Raw genomic sequence first — 21,454 nt, forward strand, 5'->3', positions numbered from 1 at the left:
TTAGGCCCCCAGTGATGCCAGCGAGGCCAGCACCGAATCAGCGGTGGGGTTTTCCAGTTCGCCCACCAGCTCGCCGTCGTTCATCAAGACAACACGGTCGGCGTAGGAGGCGGCCACGGGGTCGTGCGTGACCATGATGATGGACTGGCCCATCTCACGAGAGGAGCGGCGCAGCATGCCCAAGACCTCGGCGCCAGAGCGCGAATCGAGGTTGCCGGTGGGTTCGTCGCCGAAGATGACTTCGGGGCGGGTGAGTAGGGCACGAGCCACGGCCACGCGCTGCTGCTGGCCGCCGGAGAGCTCGTGCGGCTTGTGCTTGAGGCGGTCAGTGAGGCCCAACGTGGAGGTGATGAACGTGAACCATTCATTATCTACGGTGCCGCCGGCCAGCGCCACGGGAAGGGTGATATTGGCTTCGGCACTCAACGTCGGGACCAAGTTGAAAGCCTGGAACACGAAGCCGATCCGGTCACGGCGCAGTTGTGTCAACGCCTTGTCGTTGAGGGCGGTCAGTTCCGTCTCGCCCAGGTGGATGGTGCCGGAGGTGACTGAATCCAGCCCGGCAAGGCAATGCATCAGTGTAGATTTACCGGAGCCGGAGGGGCCCATGATGGCGGTGAATTGGCCGGCCGGGAACTTCAGGTCAACACCCTTCAGGGCCGTCACCTCGGTCTCGCCCTTGCCGTAGGTCTTGTGCAAGCCGCGGGCCTGAACCGCCAGCGTGCGCTGTGAATTCTCAGGAGTGATGGTCATGGAACCAGCCTATTTTGCTTGGCGGGCGCAGGGATCGGAGCCGGGGTGGATATCGCCGTGATGTTCGACGCCGGCCCCTCCTACCGTGGGTGGAGGTGCCTTGCGCTGTGGCGGGGCAGAGTCAGTGGACACTCGGGGCAGGGCGGAACTGTAGGCTCCATTACCATGGGGCCTGAACGTCAAAAAGTTCTACTACGGTGAGGACCGATTCGAGGTTAAGAGGCATACGCAGAAAGGTTGGCGCAGACATGAGGGAATGGCTCTGGCAGCACAAAATGATTGCCATTCCGCTGATGATCGTACTGATGGCTATGGTGTCAGTGCTCGTTTACGCGGCCAGCGGGAACGCCTGGACCTATGGGATCTTTTCTACCCTGTTCAATCTTTTATGGTGGGGCGGACTGTCTTACCTGTTCGCCCGGGAATCACGGAAACGCAAAGCCGCCTTGGAGGAGCGAGGAATCTTCCTCTACCTAAGATATCCGGGGTCCCGTCCAGGATCATTGCATGACATCTGGGCCGGTGGAACGGTGTCCTGCGAGCCACACCGAATCCTATTTCAAGAAGTCATGTCCGGCACAGAGGTCTCCTTGGGTCAGCCGGCAGTATTGGAAGTCATTAAAGTTTCTGACTCTCCGAAGCCTCTGGCAGGCAGCAATGCACGTCACTTGCCCCCTGGCTTGAAGGTGCTGACATTGATCTTGCCACACGGCAGTGTGGAGGTCGCCGCTGACCAGGCGGCCCTAGAAAAACTGCAACAACAGGTGTTGCATGATGGCTAGGCAGACATTGTGCTGCCACATTCTGGATGAGCGGGGACTCACTTCACGCACCGTGGCAACTTCTTCACTGTCGAAAATGTTGAATGTCTGCCCCGGGAGCGGAACAAGTTGATGAGACCTGTCAGCGTGGAGTTGCCGCCGGCGGCGGCATGTGACTCCAAGGCGTTGCGGATCTCGAACAGTTCAAGGACATTGTCGAACAGGAAAAGATCCACGAGCAACGCGAAGCTCTTCAGGATTTCGGCCGGCTCCAGCGAGGAGACGGAGGTTCCCGAGCCAGCCCGCCACACCTACCCGACGGGCCGCAGCCGTTGTGCTCGGCGGGATAGCGTTCGGCAAGACCGCGCCAAAGGTGGGAGAGGGCTGGTGGTGGGGGAGCGGGGCTACCTTGGGGAGACGATGCCCGTCTCGTACGCGATGAGTACCACCTGGACACGGTCGCGCGCGTTCAACTTCGCCAGGATGTGCCCCACGTGCGTCTTCACGGTGGCCTCGGACACGAACAGTTGAGCGGCAATTTCCGGGTTGGAGAGGCCGTTGGCGATCAGCACAAACACCTCGTGCTCACGCGCCGTTAGGGAGGAAACGGCCATGGTGTTGGCGTCGTTGGCTGGGCTGGGGGCAGAAAGCATGGGCGCCACATGGTCCAGCAGGCGGCGCGTGGTGGAGGGAGCAATGACGGCGTCGCCGGCAAAAACGGTACGAATAGCCCCGAGTAGTTCCTCCGGCGGGGCATCCTTGAGCAGGAATCCGCTGGCTCCGGCCTGGATGGCGGCAAGGGCGTACTCGTCCAAATCAAAGGTTGTCAGCACCACGATTTTCAGCTCCGAGAGCCAGGAACCGGCGGGCGCCGTCTTGGTCCGTTCCATGAGCCGGCGCGTGGTTTCCAGCCCGTCCATGCCGGGCATGCGCACGTCCATGAGCACCACGTCGGCCGCCGTGGCCGCGAGCCCCTGCAGTGCCTCGATGCCGTTGCCGGCCTGCAGCACCACCTCAAGGTCGGGCTGGGAATTGATCAGCATGCCAAAGCCGGAGCGGACCAATTGCTGGTCGTCAACAAGGGCCACGCGAATGGGGGAGGGGGTCATGAAAGTCAGTTCTCCGTGTAGGGGATGGATGCTGTGATGCCAAAGCCGCCGCCCGGCAGTGGGCCGGTGTGCAGGGTGCCGTCATACAGCTTGACCCGCTCGGCCATGCCGCGCAAGCCGTTGCCGCCGTCGGGCCCGGACAGTGCGCCGGATCCCTTCTCCGAGTATGACGCCGATGCGTCCCTCCCGTTGTCCCGCACCGACACGTCCAGACCGCGCGCGGTCCAGTCAAGGGTGACGCTGGCCTCCGCGTTGGGACCGGCGTGCTTCATGGTGTTGGTCAGGCCTTCCTGCACTACGCGGTAGGCGGTGAGTTCTGCGCCCGGGGGCAGAAGCCGGCGGGCGCCGCCCTTCACCTCAACCGTGACTGGCAGGCCAGCGGCACGGATGCCCAGCAGTAGTTCGTCCAAGTCCATGAGGCCGGGCAGCGGTCGGGTCGATGCCTCGGCGTCGCCGCGCAGCACCCCCAGTAGGCGGCGCATTTCTTGCAGCGAGCTACGTCCGGTCTGGGCAATCGTGGCCAGGGTTTCGGGTGCGATCTCCGGGTTGGCCACGGCGGCGTAGCGGGCGCCGTCGGCCTGGGTGATGATGACGGAGAGGGAGTGCGCCACAATGTCATGCATTTCTCGGGCAATGTGGGCCCGCTCGTCACTGGCCGCGAGCTCGCGTTCGTGCTGTGCCTCAATCTCCAGCCGGTGTGCGCGGTCTGAGAGGGCCTGTTGCCGCAGCCGCTTGGTGCGGGTCAAATCCCCGGCTGTCCAACTGAACAGCACCAGCACCCAGACGGCTATCACAGTCACCACGCCGTACGGCAGGTCAGCCACGGAGCGGGAGGTGAGGTCATAGAAAAAGCGGCTGACGAGCATGATCGAGCCAATCATGGCCAGACCCAGCCCGCCCAGGCTGGCCCAGCGCGGGCCAAACGCCGCCAGCGCGTACACGATCACCGGCACGGCAATGTCTGCCGGCATGGGCTGGACGAACAGCGCCCACTGCAGGATCGCCACTGCCGCGATGATGCACCCGGCCATGACGGTTCGGGTGCGCCGCCACGCGAGCGGAAAGACAAGTGCCGTGGCGAAGAGGACGGTCAACCATGAGGAGGCGTAGTTGCCGTCGTACACGGAGGTCACCATGCTGAAGGGGGCCAGTGCCAGCCACAGTACGGCCATGAGGATAAAGTCCACGGCAAAGCGGTGACGTAGGAACCAGTCGTAGATGGAATGCATGAACACATCCATAATTCTAGAGCGCAGCCCACACGAGGACATCCTGCCGTGGGTGGAGATCTGCTGGCTCATCCAAATGCTGAGACACTTTGCCCATCATGTGGATACTTTGACTAGGCTGAATTCATGAGCGCATCGACTGAGACTGCTGTTATTGACATTGCTGTAATTGCTGGCGACGGCATTGGCCCCGAGGTGACGGCAGAGGCTGTGAAGGTCCTGAAAAAGGTCACCTCCGCCGAGGGCCTTGAGCTGGCACTGACAGATTACAAGCTCGGCGCCGAGCACTGGCTGGCCACCGGCGAGACCCTGCCCGAGAAAACCATCCAGGCCCTGCGCGGCCATGATGCCATCCTCTTCGGCGCTGTTGGCGCTGCCCCCGGGGACACGTCCATCCCCTCAGGGCTGATCGAGCGCGAGATGCTGCTGAAGCTGCGCTTCGCCCTGGATCATTACGTGAACTTGCGTCCCTCATTCCTGTACGACGGCGTGGCCTCACCGCTGGCGAACCCCGGTGCCATCGACTTCGTGGTGGTCCGTGAAGGCACCGAAGGTCCCTACGTGGGCAACGGCGGCGTGCTGCGCAAGGGAACACCTCACGAGGTTGCCACCGAGGTCTCCGTCAACACCGCCTTCGGTGTGGAGCGTCTGGTCCGGGACGGTTTCCGCCGCGCCAACGAACGCCCCCGTAAGAAGCTCACCTACGTGCACAAGCACAACGTGTTGGTCTATGCCGGGCACCTGTGGAAGCGCACCGTTGAAGCTGTTGCTGCCGAATTCCCGTTGGTCAGTGTGGACTACCTGCACGTGGATGCGGCCATGATCTTTTTGGTCACCGATCCGGCCCGCTTCGATGTCATCGTCACTGATAACCTCTTTGGAGACATCGTCACGGACCTGGCAGCCGCGGTCACCGGCGGAATCGGCCTTGCCGCCTCCGGGAACATCAACATGGACCGCACCGCGCCGTCCATGTTTGAACCGGTCCATGGTTCGGCCCCGGACATTGCCGGCCAGCAGAAAGCGGATCCCACCGCGGCTATCCTCTCAGCTGCCCTGCTGCTGCACCATCTGGGACACAACGGTGCTGCGGCCAAGATCGAAGCGGCCGTGAAAGCCGATGTGTCAACCCGCAACCCGGCCTCACCCAGGTCCACCAGCACCATCGGTGACGCCATTGCGGCGGCACTGTAACGCCGTCGTACGTGGTGGGGTGAGAGTATCTAGTTCGGCGCGAGAACGCAGCTGTGCAGGGGTACGCTTAACCAATAGAGTGAGTGCATATTAACCGAAGGGTTCTGCGCACCGCTGACGGTGCGCAGAACGGCACTAAACTCCTGTCTGACACCGGAATCGGCGAGGGCGGGCACAACCTTGTGGAGGAAGCATGACCGAGACAGCCAGTGAGCTGACCTTTTCCCAGCAGCTCAACGAGAACCCGAAGAGCGCAGCCGTGCGTGAGACGATTTTGGCGAACCCCGGATTCGGCGACTACTTCACGGATCACACAGCTGTGGTGGATTACAAGGTTGATGCACAGGGTGCGGGCGGCTGGTCCAACGCACGCATTGAGCCGTATGGTCCCATCGCCATGGACCCGGCCGCCGCTGTGCTGCACTATGGCCAGGAAATCTTCGAAGGCATGAAGGCTTACCGTCACGCCGACGGGTCCATCTGGACGTTCCGTGCTGAGGCCAACGCAGCCCGGTTGAACGCCTCAGCCCGCCGGTTGGCGCTACCTGAGCTACCACCGGAAACGTTTCTGGAGTCCTTGCGCCAGCTGGTCTCGGTGGACCAGGACTGGGTACCCTCCGGCGACGGCGACGCGCTGTACTTGCGCCCGTTCATGATCGCCACCGAGGCGTTCTTGGGTGTGCGCCCGTCCCGTGAGGTCTCCTACCGCGTCATCGCTTCACCGGCTGGGAACTACTTTGGCGGAGAGTTGAAGCCTGTCTCCATCTGGCTCACCACCACCTTTGCCCGCGCCGGCGAAGGCGGCACCGGTGAGGCCAAGTGCGGTGGCAATTATGCTGCCTCGCTGGCCGCACAGATGGAAGCCGAAGCCAACGGCTGCAAGCAGGTGCTGTTCCTGGACCCGCACAATGACAATGCTGTTGAGGAATTGGGCGGCATGAACATCTTCTTCGTGTTCAAGGACGGCACCCTGGTCACCCCCGAGCTCAACGGGCATATCCTGCACGGGATCACCCGCTCCTCCGTCATGCAGCTGGCTGCGGACCGCGGCTTGAAGGTCCAAGAACGCAAGATCACCATCGATGAATGGCGTGCCGGCGTTGCCGCCGGGGACATCACTGAGGTGTTCGCCTGCGGCACAGCAGCTGTCATCACCCCCATCGGTGAGCTCAAGACGGCCGAAGGCACCATCGCCTCACCAGCCCACGGCATTGGTGAGGTCACAGCAGCCATCCGCGAGCAACTGCTGGGCATCCAGACCGGCACGGTCGAGGACCTTCACGGTTGGCTGACGCGCCTGGCTTAGGAGTTTTTGCAAGACTTTCGGTTTTCGCGCCCGCCTCCCAGATCCGCGCCCGTTCTAACGGGCGCGGATCTGGGAGGCGGGCGCGGTTTTGTTTGAGCTGTTCTGCTTATAACTAAGCGTGTGAGGAGCTCAACTCAAGAGTGGGCGCGGGAGCCTCGTCAGCTCCATTTCCGTCTGCTGTGCCCTTCTCCCACCGCTGACGCGGGATTGAGGCAGCATGCAGGTCCTGGATATGGGTCAGCAGGGATTCACGGACCAGGCAGCGCAGATCCCAGAGATCGCCGCTATCCCTGGCACTGACCACGATGCGCAGACGCACCAGTGCGTTGACGGCGTCGGTCACTTCCAGCTTGCCGGTGCGCCCGTCCCACAGGGGCGTGGCCGCCAGTGTCTGGATCAGGTGCTGGCGGAGCTGGTCTACGGGAGCCAGCCAGTCGACGTCGAACTCTACACTGCCCATGATTTTGGGACTATTCCGGGTCCAATTTTCAAAAGGTGTGCTGGTGAAATGGGTGGAAGGCAGAATCAACATCCGCTCATCCCACACGCGCACCACCACATAGGTCAAGGTGATTTCCTCCACCCGTCCCCACAGTCCTTCCACCACCACCACATCGTCAATGCGTATTGCATCGGTAAACGCCAGCTGGACACCGGCAAAAACGTTGGAGAGGGAACTCTGCACGGCCAGGCCGGCAACAATGGAGATCAGCCCGGCGGAGGCTAGGAGACCGGTGCCCAGCGTGCGTACCTCGGGAATGGTCAGCAGCAGTCCCGCCACGGCCAGCGTGATCAGCAAGGCCGTAATAATGCGCCTGCCCAAGGTGACTTGCGTGGTGAGCCGGCGCAGCTTGCGGTTATCCACGCTCTGGGCCGTGAAGTTACGCAGCAGCAGCCGTTCGCCGATGCCCAGGGTGACAATCGCCAGCCAGCACAAAGCGACGATAAACGCGGCCATCGTGACAAAATCCACGGCGGGGAACCAGCCCCTGCCTGATGCGGTGAGCGAGAGTGCAACGCGGACCCCAACAAGGGTAAGGACGCCAAAAACGGGAAGCCTGGCTTTTGCCGAGCGCCGAGGAAAACCAGGAACTTTTCGAAAGGCGTAGTTGGCGCAGAGCCTGATGACCAAGGTCAGCAGTGCTGCCACTGCCACGGCAGCCAAGACCGCCAGAAGGGGCAAAATGTACTTATCGAATGAATCCATCTTCTGATGGTGTCAGAGCCTACCGGGGGTTTGTCCACCTGAGGCCGTGCACATTCACGTCATTTTCACGCCTTTGCGCGTCCCGGGAAGTGAAAGTTTCTGCCGATTCTTGGGGTCAAACGTGCCAGCGCTGGCCTACTATTCTCACAGGGAGTTGCCAGTGCGGGGCGGCAGGCGCGTGGGCAAACACGTGGGCCGGCCAGTAAATAGGGGAGATAAAAGATGGACGAGGATTCATGACGGACGAGGCACGCAGGCGGGAGCTGGGCGAGAACGACGCGGCGGTGGAGGAGGAGATTGAAACCGCCTTCGACGCCATCGTGGATGAGGGTGCGCAGCGGTTGCACCGTACATGGCCCAATGTCTTAGTTACTGGTTTCTTTGGCGGCATCGAGGTGGGCCTCGGTGTCATGGGCTACCTAGCCGTGGAGCACGCCACAGGCAGCAAGCTACTGGGTGGGCTGGCTTTTGGCATTGGATTTGTCGCCCTACTCTTGGCCAAGAGTGAACTGTTCACCGAAGGTTTTCTGGTCCCCATTGCCGCGGTCGTGGCCAAGGAGGCCAGGCTGGGGCAGCTGTTCAAATTGTGGGGCGGGACGCTGGTCGGCAACTTAGCGGGCGGGTGGCTGTTCATGTGGATCGTGGTGCAGGCGTTCCCGCAATGGCGGGAGATGTTGATTGAATCTGGAGCTCAGTTTGCGCTGGCACCCTTCTCGGTGCAGACGGCCGCTTTGGCAGTCTTAGGTGGCAGTACCATCACGCTCATGACGCGTATGCAGCATGGGACCGAATCGGTACCGGGGAAGATTGTTGCCGCCATGGGAGGCGGCTTTTTGCTGGCTGGGTTGCCCCTGTTCCACTCGGTGCTGGATTCGCTGCTGATTTTTGGGGCCATCCATGCGGGAGCAAGTTATGGCTACCTCGAATGGCTGAGCTGGTTCTGGTATGCGGTGGTGTTCAACGTTTTGGGTGGGGTGGTGCTTGTAACAGCTCTTCGCTTAGTGCGTTCACTGGAGCTCATCAAGGAAAGACGCAATGACGGCGGTGGACGCAAGAGACAGGCAAGTTAGCGCGGGAACCACGTTAGCCAGCATTTCCCGATAGACTTTTACACATGCGTATAGCCCGTTTTGTAGTAGACAATGACCCCATGTACGGCATCGTGGAAGGGGCCGCAGGCAGTGAAGTCGTCACCGTCATCAAGGGCGACCCCTTCTTCAATGGTGTGGAAAAAACTACCATCCACTACCCGCTGGATGACGTGCGCCTGGTGGCCCCGATCATTCCGCGCTCCAAAATCATTGGTGTGGGCCGCAACTTCGCCGAGCACGCCCGCGAACTTGGCAACGAGGTCCCCGAAAGCCCGCTGCTGTTCCTGAAGCCCAACACTTCCGTAATAGGGCCCAACGAGCCGATTGTGCTGCCGGAATTCTCCGAAGAGGTCTCCTACGAGGCTGAACTGTGTGTGGTCATTGGCCGCATCTGCAAGGACGTCCCGGAGGAGCGCGTAGACGAGGTCATCTTCGGCTACACCTGCGGCAACGATCTCACGGCACGCGATGTCCAGGCAGGAGACGGCCAGTGGGCACGCGCCAAGGGCTTTGACACCTCCGCCCCCTTGGGTCCGTGGATCGAAACCGAGCTGGACCCTGAGGACATCTCCATCAAGGGCTGGCTCAACGGCGAACTCCGCCAGGACGGCAGCAGCAACCAAATGGTGCGCAGTGTCCGCGAAATCGTCTCGATCGTCTCCCACGCATTCACCCTGCTCCCGGGTGACGTCATCATGACAGGTACCCCGGCCGGCGTCGATCTCTTGCAGGCCGGCGACCGCTACGACGTTGAAATTGAAGGCATCGGGCGCCTCTCCAACCCGGTGGTGCGCCGCTAGTTTCATGCCTTTTTTGGCGAACGTACGACGACGGGACTTGGCGTGAGCGGCCAGCGCGCCTTTGGGCGCGGGGTTGCCCAAACGATGAACGCGGCTGCGCGGGAGCGATTGAAGAACCCGCCACCCAAGCCGGTGGCGGGTTGGCTCTTTGCCGTAGTGCTCGCGGCCGCCAGCTTCGTGCTGAAGTTGCGCCGGTTGCTGAAGCAGCGCCGGAAGTAGCGGACTGTCCGGCTTTGCCGCCAGGTGACAACTTTAGTTGGATGTGCCGCCTGCCCAGTGAATCTTAGGCTCAAAGCATGAAGATAAAATTGCTTGCCCCCGAAAGCCCGTGGCGCACGGTGGCCCTTGTCGTGGCGGTCGTCGTGGCCGATGTGCTGATGTCCGTTCTCTCGATCGGACTGGGAATTGACGACGGGACAGTGCCCGACCCTGAAAATGCCGGACTTGAGTGGGCACGCTTTGGATTTGCCCCTCTGCTGGCCCCGTTGGGTGCCGTGGCCCTGATTTGGCGGCACCGCTTTCCGCGATCGGTGGCCGCAACGGCGGCTGTGTTGGGCGTGCTCTCGTTCAGTGGCGTGGCATTTTTCGTTGCCCTGTTTCTGTTGGCCCAACGGCGCCTTGACTGGTGGGTGGCAGCAGTCATTGCCCTGGCGATCGGCACTGAGGCACTGCTGGGGATAGACACGGCTCACTGGCACTATATTCTCCTGTTGTTGGTGTTTGTCTACGGCGCCATTGCCGTGTGGGGCGCCTATCGCGGCCAGCGGCGCCGGCTCCGTGAATCCCAGCTGACTGAGTTGACGAACCAGGCCGCACGGGCCCAAGCCGAACGTGTCACCGATGCCGAACGTACCCGGCTCGCCGAACGCCACAGGATCGCCCGCGAAATGCACGACACTCTGGCCCACCGGATGTCATTGGTAGCGGTCCAGGCAGCGGCCATGCAGGTTGACGCCCCGGATCCAGAAACCGCCAGTTCGGCTAGGCTTATCCGCGAAACCGCCCACGCCGCGTTGGGTGAGCTGCGGGACGTTCTGGGTGTGCTGCGCGAAGACGGCACCAACGCAGATGAACGAAGCTATGCTGCTAACGCACCTTCAGGTGTTGGCGCACCTTCTGACGTCACCGCCCCTTCAGGTGTTGCAGCCCCTTCTGGGATTGCCCAAATTGCCGGCTTGGTGGCGCAGTGGCGCCTGGCCGGGATTCTGGTTGACTATTCGCAGTTGCCGGAAGATCCCGTAGTGATTCCCGACGCCGTGAGCCGTGCGGCATTCCGGGTGGTTCAGGAAGGCCTCACGAATGTGGCTCGCCATGCCCCCGGTTCCCGTGCACATGTGAATCTTGAATTACCCGCGGCCACAACCGGCCCGGCTGAACTCCATGTCACGGTGGCCAATGGTGCTGGTGGACCCGGCGAGCCGGGTCCCGGTGCCGGCCTAGGACTCGTAGGTCTGTCAGAACGTGTGCAGATTTTGGGCGGCACCGTGGAACACGGGCACAACGCCCAGGGCTTTGAACTGGTTGCCTGCATCCCCTTCACCCCGGTGCTGCACAACCACAGCGCAGACTGCGAAGGGGCGAGCGCGTGAGCGAAATCATTCGCGTGATAGTAGCCGACGACGAGGCCCTTGTCAGGGCGGCACTGGTGAAGATGGTCAACTCTCGCCCTGACATGGAGGTGGTGGGGGAGGCTGCCAGCGGCCCGCAAGCGGTGAGATGTGCACAGACGCAACGGTGCGAGGTGGTCCTGATGGACGTGCGCATGCCCGGCGGCGACGGCATCGCGGCGACGGGACAATTGCGCGCCCTGGCTGAGCCGCCGCAGGTGTTGGTGCTGACCACCTTTGATCTGGATGACTACGTGTTCGCGGCACTCGAGGCGGGTTCGGCTGGATTCCTGCTCAAGGACACAGACCCGGAGAGGTTATTTCACGCCATCCGTGCCGTGGCTGCGGGGGAGGGGATGCTGGCACCCACCGTAACGAGGCGGCTCATTGAGCGGACGCGGGAACGGGCGGAGGCTGCGAGGTCGAACGTGGCCGTGGCGCGGCTGGAACTGCTGACGGCCCGAGAAGTAGAGGTCCTTGATGTGCTGGCGCAGGGGATGAGTAATGACGGAATTGCTAAGGCGCTTTTCCTCAGTGAGGGCACTGTCAAAACGCATGTCTCGCGGATTTTAGCCAAGTTGGGGCTGGAGAACAGGGTGCAGGCGGCGCTGGTTTTTAGGGATTCACGCCACTGATGGCGTGATGGGGGAGCTCAACGCGCAGTGATCGCTGAGCGCAGTGATCGGTGAGCTCACCGCAGGGCACTGCCGACCCAAGGCCCCAAGGTTGGCGTAGTAGAATCGTCAAGTCTTTCGCGCCCCAGTTTGTGCGGCCCCGCAGAAACACGGGCATTACAGGGGTGGCGAGTCAGGACGTTAACCGACCCAAGGATTTTTTGCGTGTCACACAACGTCACAGACACAGTCTCACCTTCGCCCGAAAACGACGCAGCGCCAGCCCCTGACCGCGTTTCAGCTGAGGGCTACCAACAGACGTTGTCCCGGCGGCACGTGACCATGATCGCCATGGGTGGGGCTATCGGCGTCGGACTTTTCATGGGAGCGGGCGGGCGGCTGGCCAGTACCGGACCGGCCCTGATCTTCTCCTACGTCATTGCCGGGGCCATCGCCTACCTGCTCATGCGGGCACTGGGTGAACTGATCATGTACCGCCAAACCTCCGGCTCCTTTGTGTCCTATGCGGGCGAGCTGTTTGGCAAAAAGGGTGCCTACCTTTCCGGCTGGATGTATTTCATCAACTGGGCCATGACGGGGATCGCCGAACTCATTGCCATAGGCCTGTACTTCACTTACTTCTTCCCCGGCGTGCCCGTGGAGATCAGTGCGGTGTGTGCGTTGGTGTTGCTGGTTGCTGTGAACCTGCTCAGTGTGAAGGCGTTTGGCGAGTTTGAATTTTGGGCGGCCTGCCTGAAGGTGGGCGCCATTGTGATCTTCCTGGTGGTGGGTACCATCATGGTGGTCATGAACGCGCAGGTGGGTCAATCACACGCCGCTGTGAGCAACTTATTCCATGGTGGAAGCATGTTCCCCAAGGGCGGGCTGGTCATGATCCTGGCCCTGAACGCCGTGATCTTCGCCTACAACGCAATTGAATTAGTGGGCATTACCGCCGGTGAGATGAAGAATCCAGAACGCGAGGTACCCAAGGCGATTCGCGCCGTGGTGCTGCGTATTGTGGTGTTTTACGTTGGCTCGGTTTCGCTGTTGGCCATGCTCATGCCTTCTAATCAGTACAAGTCCGGGGAGAGTCCGTTCGTCACGGTATTCGCCACGATGGGTCTGGATTGGGTGGGCTCCGTCATGAACTTTGTCGTGATCACGGCGGCGCTTTCCTCCTGCAATTCGGGGCTGTATTCCATTGGCCGGATCTTCCGAACCATGGCCAACAATGGGCACGCACCCGCCTGGCTGACCAAGATGTCCTCGCGGCACGTGCCGTATGCAGCCATTTTGAGCATTGCCGGCGTGTACCTGGTGGGCGTACTGGCAAACATTTGGCTGGGCGGATCCCACGCCTTTGATCTGGCCCTGAACACCGCCTCCATTGGTGTGATCTTCACTTGGGGCTCCATCTTCGCCTGCCAGATCATGCTGCGCCGAAAGAAGGGCAAGGTGTCCTCGCTGCCCATGCCCGGCGCACCGTGGACAAGCTGGATCGGCCTGGTGGCACTGATGGTCATCACGGTGCTCATCGGCTTCGACACCATGAGCAATCCCGACGGAAGCCAGTATCTGCTGGGCCTGTGGACCCTTTGCACTGTGCCCGTGCTGGCGCTGGTGCTCTGGTTCGGGTGGCAGTTTGTGAAGAAGAACGAGCCTAAGAACGCCCTCTTCACCTAGGGGACGGGATCATTTTGCGTTTGGGGTGCGGAGGCTAGCCGGCGAGGATGGCGTCGATTTGGCCCATCGCTTGGCTTATGCCCTCCTCCATACCCATGGCCAGCATCTTTTCCATCTGCTCGGCGCTTTCGAACGTTGTGGTGACGCTCATACGGGTCCCGCCGCCGGTGTTGTCGATGGCGACTGCCATGTGGGCCGAACCCATCTCGATCACGGGGGAGCCGTGCTCGTCGGCGAATCCGTCGTCGAGTTCAAGGCTGCTCGGCCCGGCCACTGCCGTGAACTTCCACCAGCCCCGGGCCTTGGTGCCGTCAGGGCCTGTCATGAAGTAGTCGGCCTTGCCGCCGGGATGGAATTCGTACCGCTCAAAAGTTGCCGGCCAGGTGGGCGGCCCCCACCAGCGCTCCAGCTGGCGCGGGTCCTCCCAGATCTGCCAGACGCGTTCGACGGCGGCACTAAACTCAGCCGTGATGCGCAGCGAAAGGTTCTCGGTGCTCTTAGTGGTATTGGTGACGGTCATGGGACTGCCTTTCCGTAGCTGTCATCGTGGGGGTCTTCGGCCAAGATTGTGGCGATTCGGTCTACTCGCGCTCGCCAGATCGCCTCGTAGTTCTCCAACAAACGTTGAGCCTTCTGCAGCCCGTTGCGATCGGCGCGCACTATCTGCTCCCGGCCGCGTTTCTCTTTGGTTACCAGGGAAGCGCGTTCCAACACGGCCACATGTTTCTGGACCGCTGCGAAACTCATGTCATAGTGCTGCCCAAGCCCGGAGACGGACAGCCCGTCCAAGCTGACCCGTCTGAGCATGTCGCGGCGGGTGGAATCGGCAAATGCCTGGAACAGGCGGTCCAGTTCAAGTTCTCTTAGCTCATCTACAACCATTTGGTTGTAGATTAGACCGGAACGGAATGCCGCGTCAAGGGGTGGGTCGTACGGGGGCGGCGCCCGCGTGCCGCCGTGGTGCGTGAAATTGGGGTTCAGTTCGACACCGGCCACAGGGCGTCTAAACTAGAAACCATCATGACTAACGCCTCCGCAATCCCCACTGTCACCGCCGAAACTCCTGTCCGGGTACGCTTTTGCCCCTCGCCCACCGGAACGCCCCACGTGGGGCTGATCCGTACGGCCCTGTTCAACTGGGCCTACGCCCGTCATACCGGCGGGAAGATGATTTTCCGCATCGAAGATACCGACGCCAAGCGTGACAGTGAGGAAAGCTACCTCCAGCTCCTCGACGCGCTGAAATGGCTGGGTATCACCTGGGATGAGGGTGTAGAGGTGGGTGGGCCGCACGCGCCGTACCGCCAGTCGCAGCGTGGGGACATCTACAAGGATGTCATTGCCAAGCTGGTTGCAGGCGGGCACGCCTATGAGTCTTATTCCACACCCGAGGAAGTCGAGGATCGTCACAAAGCTGCCGGCCGAGACGTTAAGCTTGGATACGACAACTTTGACCGTGACCTCACAGCTGAGCAGATTGCTGCTTTTAAGCAAGAGGGTCGCCAGCCGGCGCTGCGCCTGCGCATGCCGGATGCTGACATCACGTTCACCGATTTGGTCCGGGGCGAGATCACCTTTAAGGCAGGATCAGTCCCGGACTACGCCATTGTCCGCCCCAATGGGGCACCGTTGTACACGCTGGTGAATCCTGTTGATGATGCCCTCATGGGCGTCACCCACGTGCTGCGCGGCGAGGATCTACTCTCCTCCACACCCCGCCAGGTTGCCCTCTATGAGGCGCTGTACGCGATTGGTGTTGCCGAGTACATGCCGTTGTTCGGCCACCTGCCCTACGTCATGGGCGCCGGCAATAAGAAGCTTTCCAAGCGCGACCCCGAGTCGAGCCTGTTCCTGCACCGCGACCGCGGCTTCATCCCCGAGGGCCTGCTGAACTACCTCTCGCTGCTGGGCTGGTCGCTCTCTGCTGACGAGGACATCTTCACCGTGGCCCAGCTTGTGGAAAACTTCGATGTCCACGACGTCCTGGCCAACCCGGCCCGCTTCGACATCAAGAAGGCCGAGGCCATCAACGGCACGCACGTCCGCCTGCTTGAGGCCGGCGACTTCCGCAACCGGCTGGTCCCGTACCTGCAGGCCGCCGGGCTGGTGGGCGAGACGCTGACGCCGCGCGAGAACATCATCCTTTCCGAAGCTGCTCCGCTAGTTCAGGAGCGCATCACCTTGTTGGGCGAGGCGCCGGAGATGATGGCGTTCCTTTTCAAGAAGGACGACGCCGTTGACGTCGCCGAGGATGCCCTCAAGGGGATGCCGGAGAACCTGGGTGAGGTTTTGGATGCTGCCCTGGCGGCACTGGAACCCTTGGAATCTTGGGACGCCGAGTCCATTCAGTCCGCTTTGAAGTCGGCGCTGGTGGAGGGCTTGGGCATCAAGCCGCGGTTCGCCTTTGGGCCCGTACGGACCGCGATGTCCGGGCGTAAGGTTTCCCCGCCGCTCTTTGAATCCATGGTGATCCTGGGCAAGGAATCCTCATTGACCCGCCTGCGCGCGTTCAGGGGATAAGTTCCTTGACGCACAGCGCACCACAAAACACCCTTGACTCCGTAGCTTTTGCAGCGCGGGTCAAGGGTGTTTTGTTTGACATTGACGAGACCCTTGTTGACCTCGTGGCAGCCATGTCAGAGGCCATGATCGCCGCGTCCGAGCATTTGCTGCCGCACTTTGGGCCGGAGGAATGGTCCCGTTTTGCCGCCTCATATATGGCAGACGCGCACAACTACTATGATCGCTACGTTGCGGGCGAGTTCACCTTCGCTGAACAGCGCGGACTGCGGGCACAGGCTGTCTTTGAGGAACTGGGTTTCACAGGGTTTGACGCCGCCGTCCAGGCTCAGTGGATTGCCGATTTCGAAGAAGCCCAGCCACGCTCCATCCGCGCCTTTGCCGACGTCGTACCGTTGCTGGACGCGCTGGATGCCGCGGGGATCCCGTACGGTGCCGTCAGCAATAATGTCCATGATTACCAGCGAGCCAAGCTGGACCAAGCCGGGCTGGCGCGTATAGGGGTGCTGGTGGGTATTGACACCGTTTCGGTTGCAAAACCCGATCCCGCCATTTTTCGAGAAGGCTGCCGGCTCCTAGGGACCGCTCCTGAGCAGACACTTTATGTGGGGGACAACTTCATGGTGGACGGCGTGGGTTCCGTCAACGCGGGCCTGCACGGCATGTGGTTGAACAGGGAGGGCGCCGCCGTGCCCGGTCCTGCGAGCATTGGTGTTGATCCGGCGGTGCTGGCGCTGGTTCACAGCGTGGAAACACTGACTCAGATGGGCAGCCTTTTGGGGCTTTTTGAACCCGTATCAACGCTGTGATGCACGACTCAGCGAAAAGCTTCCTTTTTGTTTTGGTGTTCAGCAAACTCTCGGGTATAGTTTTATCCCGGCGCGAGGGCCGCTGAAGGAACGGGGAAACCCGGACATTCAAGGCAATCACCCAGCCATTGGGATATGGTGTAATTGGCAACACATCGGTTTCTGGTACCGACATTCTAGGTTCGAGTCCTGGTATCCCAGCGCTTGCAAAAGTCGCCTTAGATTTGGCGGGCAAGACGATCTTGAGGCAGTAGCTGAAAGGGTCGTTGAGCTAAAAAATGGATGTATTAGGGCCCCATCGTATAGCGGCCTAGTACGCTGCCCTCTCACGGCGGTAACGCGGGTTCGAATCCCGCTGGGGTCACAAGCAAGGCCGGGTATCCACTAGATACCCGGCCTTTTTGCTGTGCTCCGGGCCTCCAAACTGCCCGGCAGCTCAGTTATCAGTGGTGGCAAAAGTGCCTGGCATCTGAGTTATCAGTGGTGGCGAGCTCACGCCGTAACTGGCGTATCTCGTCCCTCAGCACTTTGATGTCCTCCACGCTCGCGGTCTGTGCACGGGTGTCATTGGTTGAGACCTTTTCAACTAGCCATGAGGCAAGTGTGGCTGTGATGGTGCCCAACAAGGCAATGCCACCAATCATCAATCCGACGGCGATGAACCGACCCGTTGCACTTACAGGGGAAAGATCGCCATAGCCCACCGTGGTGATGGTGACAATGGCCCACCAGGCACCATCACCAAAAGAATTGATGGACGCCTGCGGTGCGCTCTTCTCGGCGTCGTACATGGCAAGTGCGCCAATATAGACGAGTAGTCCAGAGGCGGCAATGACATATGTGACAACGCGACCCCGAAGGGCGTTGCCCGCCACTCTCTGCAACACACTGATCAAGGTGACAAGGCGTAGCAGGCGAAGGGGCCGGAGCATTGGCAGCAGCACAATTGCCAGTTCAAGAAGATGCCGGAAAAACCAGCTCAAGCGTTGAGGTGCCAGCCACAGCGAAACTACATAGTCGATGACGAATAAGCCCCACGTGATGTAAATGAACCAGCCGGCAACAGTTGTTGCCGGACCGGCAGCAAGGACCTGCACGGAATAGGCAGTCAAGAAAAGGATGGAAATAATGATGAGTGGCCATTCAGCGGCCCGCTGCCAACGCTCCAAAGTCATTCCGCGAGCTTATAGTCTGAAGCCGCCACTCATTGTCAGGTGGGAGTGGCGCAGTTGGTAGCCGCTACAACACCCACCACAACAATTTCGAACCGGAACCCCTCCAATGGGCCCAATGGATGTACCGAACTGGCATGATGAAGCTTGTGAACCCCACTGATTCGAGTGACCCCCGTGGCATCAGCGGCGCCCCCGCCCCGGCCCACACCCCCACCGCGGGAACGAGCGGCAACCAGGACGCCCCAGCACAACAGGTGGCTGCCATCGGCCTTCTCGAAGAGGTCCGCACCGAGCTGGCCGGTCTGGAATTGCCTCTGGCCCTACCCAACTCCGATGAGGCGCGTGCCACGGCTGTCAACGCTCTCGGTCAGCTCGAGGACTACATCCTGCCGCGATGGCGCAGCCTCGACGCTCCGCTGTTGGCCGTGGTTGGCGGCTCCACCGGCGCCGGCAAATCAACGCTTGTGAACGCATTGGTGGGCCACCCTGTCACCCGTTCCGGGGCCATCCGTCCCACCACTCGACAGCCCATCCTGCTCCACCATCCTCACGATGCGGACTGGTTCACCTCCACCCGGGTGCTGCCTTCGCTGAGCCGCGTTCAGGGCGAGCTCATCAAGGAGAACACGCCTGCCTCGCGCGCCGGAGTGGCCCCGGATGCGCGCGCCATGACGTCTCTGGTGCTGGTGGCGGATCCTGCAATACCGCAGGGCGTGGCCCTCTTGGACGCCCCGGATGTGGACTCCATTTCCGATGACAACCGCCAGCTCGCCGGGCAGCTCCTGGCCGCTGCGGATCTCTGGCTTTTTGTCACCACGGCCAATCGCTATGCCGATGCTGTGCCGTGGAAACTCCTCCTGGACGCTGCCTCACGCGATATCACCGTGGCCGTCATCTTGGACCGGGTCCCGGCCGGTGCCGAGCAGGAAGTTGCCGCAGACCTGCACGCCATGCTGAACCGTGAGGGGTTGGCCGGCGCACAGTTATTTGTGGTCCCAGAGACAGAACTCAATGAGCTTGGCATGCTCCCGCCACCAGCTGTTGCGCCCATCAACGCCTGGCTGGCCAACATCAGCGAAGATGCTGCTGGCCGCGCAGAGATTGTCCGCCGCACCCTCAACGGCACCGTCCGCTCCCTCTCCGGGCGGCTTACCGCGCTTTCCCAGGCTGTTCAAGACCAGCACGACGCCGGTGCGCAGCTTCGCGACGACGTCCAGGCTGCTTTTGCGGACGCCGGGACCAGGATCAGCCAGTCCACCTCAGATGGCACCCTTCTCCGGGGCGAGGTGCTGGCCCGCTGGCAGGACTTTGTTGGCACCGGCGAGTTCTTTAGGGCTCTTGAAAGTAACATTGGCCGTCTCCGTGACCGGATTGGCGCCTTCTTTAAGGGCCAGCCGCCACCTGCTATCAAAGTTGAGTCCGCCATTGAAACGGGGCTGCAGGCAGTCATCCTCGATCAGGCTGCCCGTGCTGCGGAGGACGCGGATCAGCGCTGGCGGGCGGATCCTGCAGGACGCCAGCTCCTTGGACTTGAGGATCTCTCAGGCGTTACCGCGGAATTCCCAGCAGAAGTGGCCGCTGAAATCAGGGCCTGGCAGGGCGAGGTACTAGAACTCATTCGCTCCGAGGGCGCCGCCAAGCGTTCGCAGGCCCGCTGGCTCTCCTTCGGGGTCAACGGATTGGGAGTGGTCCTGATGATCGTTGTCTTTTCCTTCACCGGGGGACTCACGGGAGCCGAGGTGGGGATCGCAGGAGGCACCGCCGTCGTGGGTCAGAAACTGCTCGAAGCGATTTTTGGCGAGGATGCTGTGCGCCGTCTGGCCAAGGACGCCAAAACCGCCCTCGACACCCGGTGCGCCCGCCTCTTGGACGGCCAGCAACAGCGATTTTTCGAGCGTCTGGCACCCACGCAAGCGGATGCCAGACGTCTTGGGGACCTCGCGGGGCAACTGGCAGAACTCGGTACGCAGGGAGGTGCTGCATGAGCCGCCACCGCGAAAGTCGCGCTGAATCCACACTGGACCGCCAGCTGATTGCCCTCAATCAAGCCCGCGAATTGGGTGAGGGCCGCCTTGACGACGCTACGCTGGATGCCGTTTACGGGGTCCTGGAACGGGCCTCCTCGCGGCGATCTTTGAGCGCCGATCACACGGTGGTGGGTTTCTTTGGGGCAACCGGAAGCGGGAAGTCCTCGCTGTTCAACGCCGTCTCTGGCGCGGATGCCGCCCGGGTTGCCGTGCGCCGCCCCACCACCAGTGAGCCGCTCGCCATGGTGTGGGGTCTGGACGGCAGTGCTCCGCTGCTCGATTGGCTGGAGGTGACTGACCGCCGTGAAGGCACCCCGGTCCCGGACCTGGTGGACAACTCCGGCGGGCTGGTCTTGTTGGACCTGCCGGATTTTGACTCGGTCCAGCTGGGCAATAGGGCCATTGTGGAACGGTTGGCTGGGCAGGTGGATGTTCTGGTGTGGGTATTGGACCCGCAAAAGTACGCCGATGCGGCCATCCACAACGATTTCATCCGAGCTTTCTCAACCCATGCAGACGTCACGCTGGTGGTGCTGAATCAAGTAGACAAACTGGGTTCAACGGAAGTTAAACCCGTGCTGGAATCCTTGGCCGCTATTTTGGACCGTGACGGGCTCCCCAATGTGAAAATCTTGGGTGTCTCCGCGACCACGGGACTAGGTGTGCCGCAGCTGCGTGGGCGGATTGCCTCCGTGGTCAAGGCTAAGGCAGCCAAATCTGCCCGGCTGGCAGCTGACGTGGCTGTGGCGGCGCAGCATCTGGCTGATGCGGGCGGAGTTGGTGATGCCGCGGGTGTGCACCAGCAGGATCGCAAAATGTTGGCTGCGGGGTTGGCCGGTGCGGTGCACGTGGAAACAGTAGTCGATGCCGTGAAGACGTCTTACCGTTTGGAGGCCACCAAGCGGACGGGCTGGCCTGTGACGCGGTGGGTAGCGCGCTTCCGTAAGGATCCACTGCGCCGCCTGAGCCTGCGGCGGGAAGGTTCTTCAGAGGTGAACCGTACCTCGCTGCCTCCGGCCGGGGCCGCCGAACAGGCCCGGCTTGACACCTCCGTGCGGGACTTTTCCGATGCGGTCAGTGCCGGGGCGCCCGGTCCGTGGCGGGCTTCTATCCGGGCCGCCGCACGTAGCAACCGCAAACAGCTTCCCGATGCACTGGATCAGGCAGTGGCCGGCACCGATTTGAAGGCGAACACCCGGGCGTGGTGGTGGCCGGTAGTCTCACTCATCCAATGGCTGGCATTGCTGGTGGCGGTGGGCGGATTGGGGTGGCTGGGCGCGCTGGCCGTGCTCGGCTACCTACAGTTGCCCGTCCCGGAAACCCCGCAGGTGCAGGGTTGGCCACTGCCTACCTTGATGCTGCTCGGGGGAGCGGTGCTGGGGATATTCCTGGCGGTCAGCAGCAAATTCATAGCACTGGCTGGGGCTAACGCTCGCGCAAACCAAGCCCGACGGCGGTTACGCGAGAGCGTTGCTGCCACAGGTGAGCTCCTGGTGGTAGCCCCGGCCGAGGCTGAAATTGCACTCTCACGGCAGTTCCAGGAAGCACTCGCGGAAGCCCGCTAAG

21 protein-coding genes and 2 tRNA genes are annotated in these 21,454 nt (G+C 61.7%); 15 read left to right on the forward strand and 8 right to left on the reverse strand.

Annotated elements, in window-relative coordinates; all coding sequences use genetic code 11:
- Positions 1–753, reverse strand: coding sequence for an ABC transporter ATP-binding protein (locus RY113_RS02195; RefSeq protein ID WP_315913148.1), 753 nt, complete (start codon positions 751–753; stop codon positions 1–3).
- A gap of 248 nt (positions 754–1,001) precedes the next feature.
- On the opposite strand from RY113_RS02195, the gene RY113_RS02200 reads away from it, so the two are divergent.
- Entirely contained in the window at positions 1,002–1,535 is a 534-nt protein-coding gene (locus tag RY113_RS02200) for a hypothetical protein (protein WP_315913149.1), read from the forward strand.
- A 38-nt stretch (positions 1,536–1,573) separates the two neighbouring features.
- Here the strand turns inward: RY113_RS02200 and RY113_RS02205 are convergent, their stop codons facing one another.
- The 3 genes from RY113_RS02205 to RY113_RS02215 all read right to left on the reverse strand — a co-directional run bounded on the left by RY113_RS02205 (position 1,574) and on the right by RY113_RS02215 (position 3,852).
- Positions 1,574–1,750 (reverse strand): hypothetical protein, encoded by a 177-nt coding sequence (locus RY113_RS02205; RefSeq protein ID WP_170120973.1) that lies wholly within the window; start codon positions 1,748–1,750, stop codon positions 1,574–1,576.
- Between the two features lie 168 nt (positions 1,751–1,918).
- On the reverse strand, positions 1,919–2,623 hold the full coding sequence (locus RY113_RS02210; RefSeq protein ID WP_315913150.1) for a response regulator transcription factor: 705 nt from the start codon (positions 2,621–2,623) through the stop codon (positions 1,919–1,921).
- Between the two features lie 5 nt (positions 2,624–2,628).
- A complete protein-coding gene (locus RY113_RS02215; protein WP_396334197.1) occupies positions 2,629–3,852 on the reverse strand; it encodes a sensor histidine kinase in 1,224 nt (407 codons plus the stop codon).
- Between the two features lie 126 nt (positions 3,853–3,978).
- Between RY113_RS02215 and RY113_RS02220 the strand changes: the two genes are divergently transcribed.
- Together RY113_RS02220 and RY113_RS02225 are read left to right on the forward strand one after the other, a co-directional pair.
- On the forward strand, positions 3,979–5,046 hold the full coding sequence (locus RY113_RS02220) for a 3-isopropylmalate dehydrogenase (protein WP_110106703.1): 1,068 nt from the start codon (positions 3,979–3,981) through the stop codon (positions 5,044–5,046).
- Between the two features lie 193 nt (positions 5,047–5,239).
- A complete protein-coding gene (locus tag RY113_RS02225) occupies positions 5,240–6,352 on the forward strand; it encodes a branched-chain amino acid aminotransferase (protein ID WP_315913151.1) in 1,113 nt (370 codons plus the stop codon).
- 112 nt (positions 6,353–6,464) lie between these two features.
- On the opposite strand, the gene RY113_RS02230 is transcribed toward RY113_RS02225, so the two are convergent.
- Entirely contained in the window at positions 6,465–7,559 is a 1,095-nt protein-coding gene (locus RY113_RS02230) for a mechanosensitive ion channel family protein (protein WP_110106705.1), read from the reverse strand.
- Between the two features lie 236 nt (positions 7,560–7,795).
- Between RY113_RS02230 and RY113_RS02235 the strand changes: the two genes are divergently transcribed.
- The 6 genes from RY113_RS02235 to RY113_RS02260 all read left to right on the forward strand — a co-directional run bounded on the left by RY113_RS02235 (position 7,796) and on the right by RY113_RS02260 (position 13,357).
- On the forward strand, positions 7,796–8,629 hold the full coding sequence (locus tag RY113_RS02235; RefSeq protein WP_315913152.1) for a formate/nitrite transporter family protein: 834 nt from the start codon (positions 7,796–7,798) through the stop codon (positions 8,627–8,629).
- A 44-nt stretch (positions 8,630–8,673) separates the two neighbouring features.
- Positions 8,674–9,450 (forward strand): fumarylacetoacetate hydrolase family protein, encoded by a 777-nt coding sequence (locus RY113_RS02240; RefSeq protein WP_110106707.1) that lies wholly within the window; start codon positions 8,674–8,676, stop codon positions 9,448–9,450.
- Between the two features lie 42 nt (positions 9,451–9,492).
- Positions 9,493–9,669 (forward strand): hypothetical protein, encoded by a 177-nt coding sequence (locus RY113_RS02245; RefSeq protein ID WP_315913153.1) that lies wholly within the window; start codon positions 9,493–9,495, stop codon positions 9,667–9,669.
- Between the two features lie 77 nt (positions 9,670–9,746).
- A complete protein-coding gene (locus tag RY113_RS02250; protein ID WP_315913154.1) occupies positions 9,747–11,039 on the forward strand; it encodes a histidine kinase in 1,293 nt (430 codons plus the stop codon).
- Positions 11,036–11,692: a response regulator transcription factor gene (locus RY113_RS02255; protein ID WP_315913155.1), complete on the forward strand. Its 657-nt coding sequence runs from the start codon at positions 11,036–11,038 to the stop codon at positions 11,690–11,692. The genes RY113_RS02250 and RY113_RS02255 overlap by 4 nt, the downstream gene beginning before the upstream one ends.
- 300 nt (positions 11,693–11,992) lie before the next feature.
- Positions 11,993–13,357, forward strand: a complete 1,365-nt coding sequence (locus RY113_RS02260; protein WP_315913365.1) for an amino acid permease — start codon at positions 11,993–11,995, stop codon at positions 13,355–13,357.
- Between the two features lie 34 nt (positions 13,358–13,391).
- Here the strand turns inward: RY113_RS02260 and RY113_RS02265 are convergent, their stop codons facing one another.
- On the reverse strand, positions 13,392–13,877 hold the full coding sequence (locus RY113_RS02265) for an SRPBCC domain-containing protein (RefSeq protein WP_315913156.1): 486 nt from the start codon (positions 13,875–13,877) through the stop codon (positions 13,392–13,394).
- Positions 13,874–14,239 carry a helix-turn-helix domain-containing protein gene (locus RY113_RS02270; protein WP_315913367.1) on the reverse strand — a complete coding sequence of 122 codons (366 nt, stop codon included), beginning with the start codon at positions 14,237–14,239 and terminating at the stop codon, positions 13,874–13,876. The genes RY113_RS02265 and RY113_RS02270 overlap by 4 nt, the downstream gene beginning before the upstream one ends.
- Positions 14,240–14,377: 138 nt before the next feature.
- Between RY113_RS02270 and gltX the strand changes: the two genes are divergently transcribed.
- The 4 genes from gltX to RY113_RS02290 all read left to right on the forward strand — a co-directional run bounded on the left by gltX (position 14,378) and on the right by RY113_RS02290 (position 17,050).
- Entirely contained in the window at positions 14,378–15,877 is a 1,500-nt protein-coding gene (gene gltX / locus RY113_RS02275; RefSeq protein WP_315913157.1) for a glutamate--tRNA ligase, read from the forward strand.
- Positions 15,878–15,882: 5 nt separating this feature from the next.
- The gene (locus tag RY113_RS02280) at positions 15,883–16,686 is read left to right on the forward strand and encodes an HAD family hydrolase (protein ID WP_315913158.1); all 804 of its coding nucleotides are present in this window, start codon (positions 15,883–15,885) and stop codon (positions 16,684–16,686) included.
- A gap of 129 nt (positions 16,687–16,815) precedes the next feature.
- Positions 16,816–16,887: transfer RNA gene (locus RY113_RS02285), tRNA-Gln, on the forward strand.
- A 90-nt stretch (positions 16,888–16,977) separates the two neighbouring features.
- Positions 16,978–17,050 (forward strand) — tRNA-Glu (locus tag RY113_RS02290).
- 79 nt (positions 17,051–17,129) lie between these two features.
- On the opposite strand, the gene RY113_RS02295 is transcribed toward RY113_RS02290, so the two are convergent.
- On the reverse strand, positions 17,130–17,861 hold the full coding sequence (locus RY113_RS02295; RefSeq protein ID WP_315913159.1) for a potassium channel family protein: 732 nt from the start codon (positions 17,859–17,861) through the stop codon (positions 17,130–17,132).
- A gap of 134 nt (positions 17,862–17,995) precedes the next feature.
- Here RY113_RS02295 and RY113_RS02300 point away from each other — a divergent pair, with 134 nt between their 5' ends.
- Together RY113_RS02300 and RY113_RS02305 are read left to right on the forward strand one after the other, a co-directional pair.
- Positions 17,996–19,846: a dynamin family protein gene (locus tag RY113_RS02300; protein ID WP_315913160.1), complete on the forward strand. Its 1,851-nt coding sequence runs from the start codon at positions 17,996–17,998 to the stop codon at positions 19,844–19,846.
- The gene (locus RY113_RS02305) at positions 19,843–21,453 is read left to right on the forward strand and encodes a GTPase (RefSeq protein ID WP_315913161.1); all 1,611 of its coding nucleotides are present in this window, start codon (positions 19,843–19,845) and stop codon (positions 21,451–21,453) included. Before RY113_RS02300 ends, RY113_RS02305 begins: the two co-directional genes overlap by 4 nt.
- Position 21,454 lies beyond the last annotated feature (1 nt).

The sequence above is a fragment of the Arthrobacter sp. lap29 genome, assembly GCF_032458965.1.
Classification (GTDB): Bacteria; Actinomycetota; Actinomycetes; order Actinomycetales; family Micrococcaceae; genus Specibacter; species Specibacter psychrochitiniphilus.

What these genes read in the sequence shown, in the direction of transcription:
- RY113_RS02225 (WP_315913151.1), top strand. Translation starts at nt 5,240, where the DNA reads ATGACCGAGACAGCCAGTGAGCTGACCTTTTCCCAGCAGCTCAACGAG.
- RY113_RS02240 (WP_110106707.1), top strand. Translation starts at nt 8,674, where the DNA reads ATGCGTATAGCCCGTTTTGTAGTAGACAATGACCCCATGTACGGCATC.
- RY113_RS02270 (WP_315913367.1), bottom strand. Translation starts at nt 14,239, where the DNA reads ATGGTTGTAGATGAGCTAAGAGAACTTGAACTGGACCGCCTGTTCCAG.
- RY113_RS02235 (WP_315913152.1), top strand. Translation starts at nt 7,796, where the DNA reads ATGACGGACGAGGCACGCAGGCGGGAGCTGGGCGAGAACGACGCGGCG.
- RY113_RS02230 (WP_110106705.1), bottom strand. Translation starts at nt 7,559, where the DNA reads ATGGATTCATTCGATAAGTACATTTTGCCCCTTCTGGCGGTCTTGGCT.
- RY113_RS02215 (WP_396334197.1), bottom strand. Translation starts at nt 3,852, where the DNA reads ATGCATTCCATCTACGACTGGTTCCTACGTCACCGCTTTGCCGTGGAC.
- RY113_RS02295 (WP_315913159.1), bottom strand. Translation starts at nt 17,861, where the DNA reads ATGACTTTGGAGCGTTGGCAGCGGGCCGCTGAATGGCCACTCATCATT.
- gltX (WP_315913157.1), top strand. Translation starts at nt 14,378, where the DNA reads ATGACTAACGCCTCCGCAATCCCCACTGTCACCGCCGAAACTCCTGTC.
- RY113_RS02250 (WP_315913154.1), top strand. Translation starts at nt 9,747, where the DNA reads ATGAAGATAAAATTGCTTGCCCCCGAAAGCCCGTGGCGCACGGTGGCC.
- RY113_RS02300 (WP_315913160.1), top strand. Translation starts at nt 17,996, where the DNA reads ATGATGAAGCTTGTGAACCCCACTGATTCGAGTGACCCCCGTGGCATC.
- RY113_RS02265 (WP_315913156.1), bottom strand. Translation starts at nt 13,877, where the DNA reads ATGACCGTCACCAATACCACTAAGAGCACCGAGAACCTTTCGCTGCGC.
- RY113_RS02210 (WP_315913150.1), bottom strand. Translation starts at nt 2,623, where the DNA reads ATGACCCCCTCCCCCATTCGCGTGGCCCTTGTTGACGACCAGCAATTG.
- RY113_RS02195 (WP_315913148.1), bottom strand. Translation starts at nt 753, where the DNA reads ATGACCATCACTCCTGAGAATTCACAGCGCACGCTGGCGGTTCAGGCC.
- RY113_RS02220 (WP_110106703.1), top strand. Translation starts at nt 3,979, where the DNA reads ATGAGCGCATCGACTGAGACTGCTGTTATTGACATTGCTGTAATTGCT.
- RY113_RS02305 (WP_315913161.1), top strand. Translation starts at nt 19,843, where the DNA reads ATGAGCCGCCACCGCGAAAGTCGCGCTGAATCCACACTGGACCGCCAG.
- RY113_RS02200 (WP_315913149.1), top strand. Translation starts at nt 1,002, where the DNA reads ATGAGGGAATGGCTCTGGCAGCACAAAATGATTGCCATTCCGCTGATG.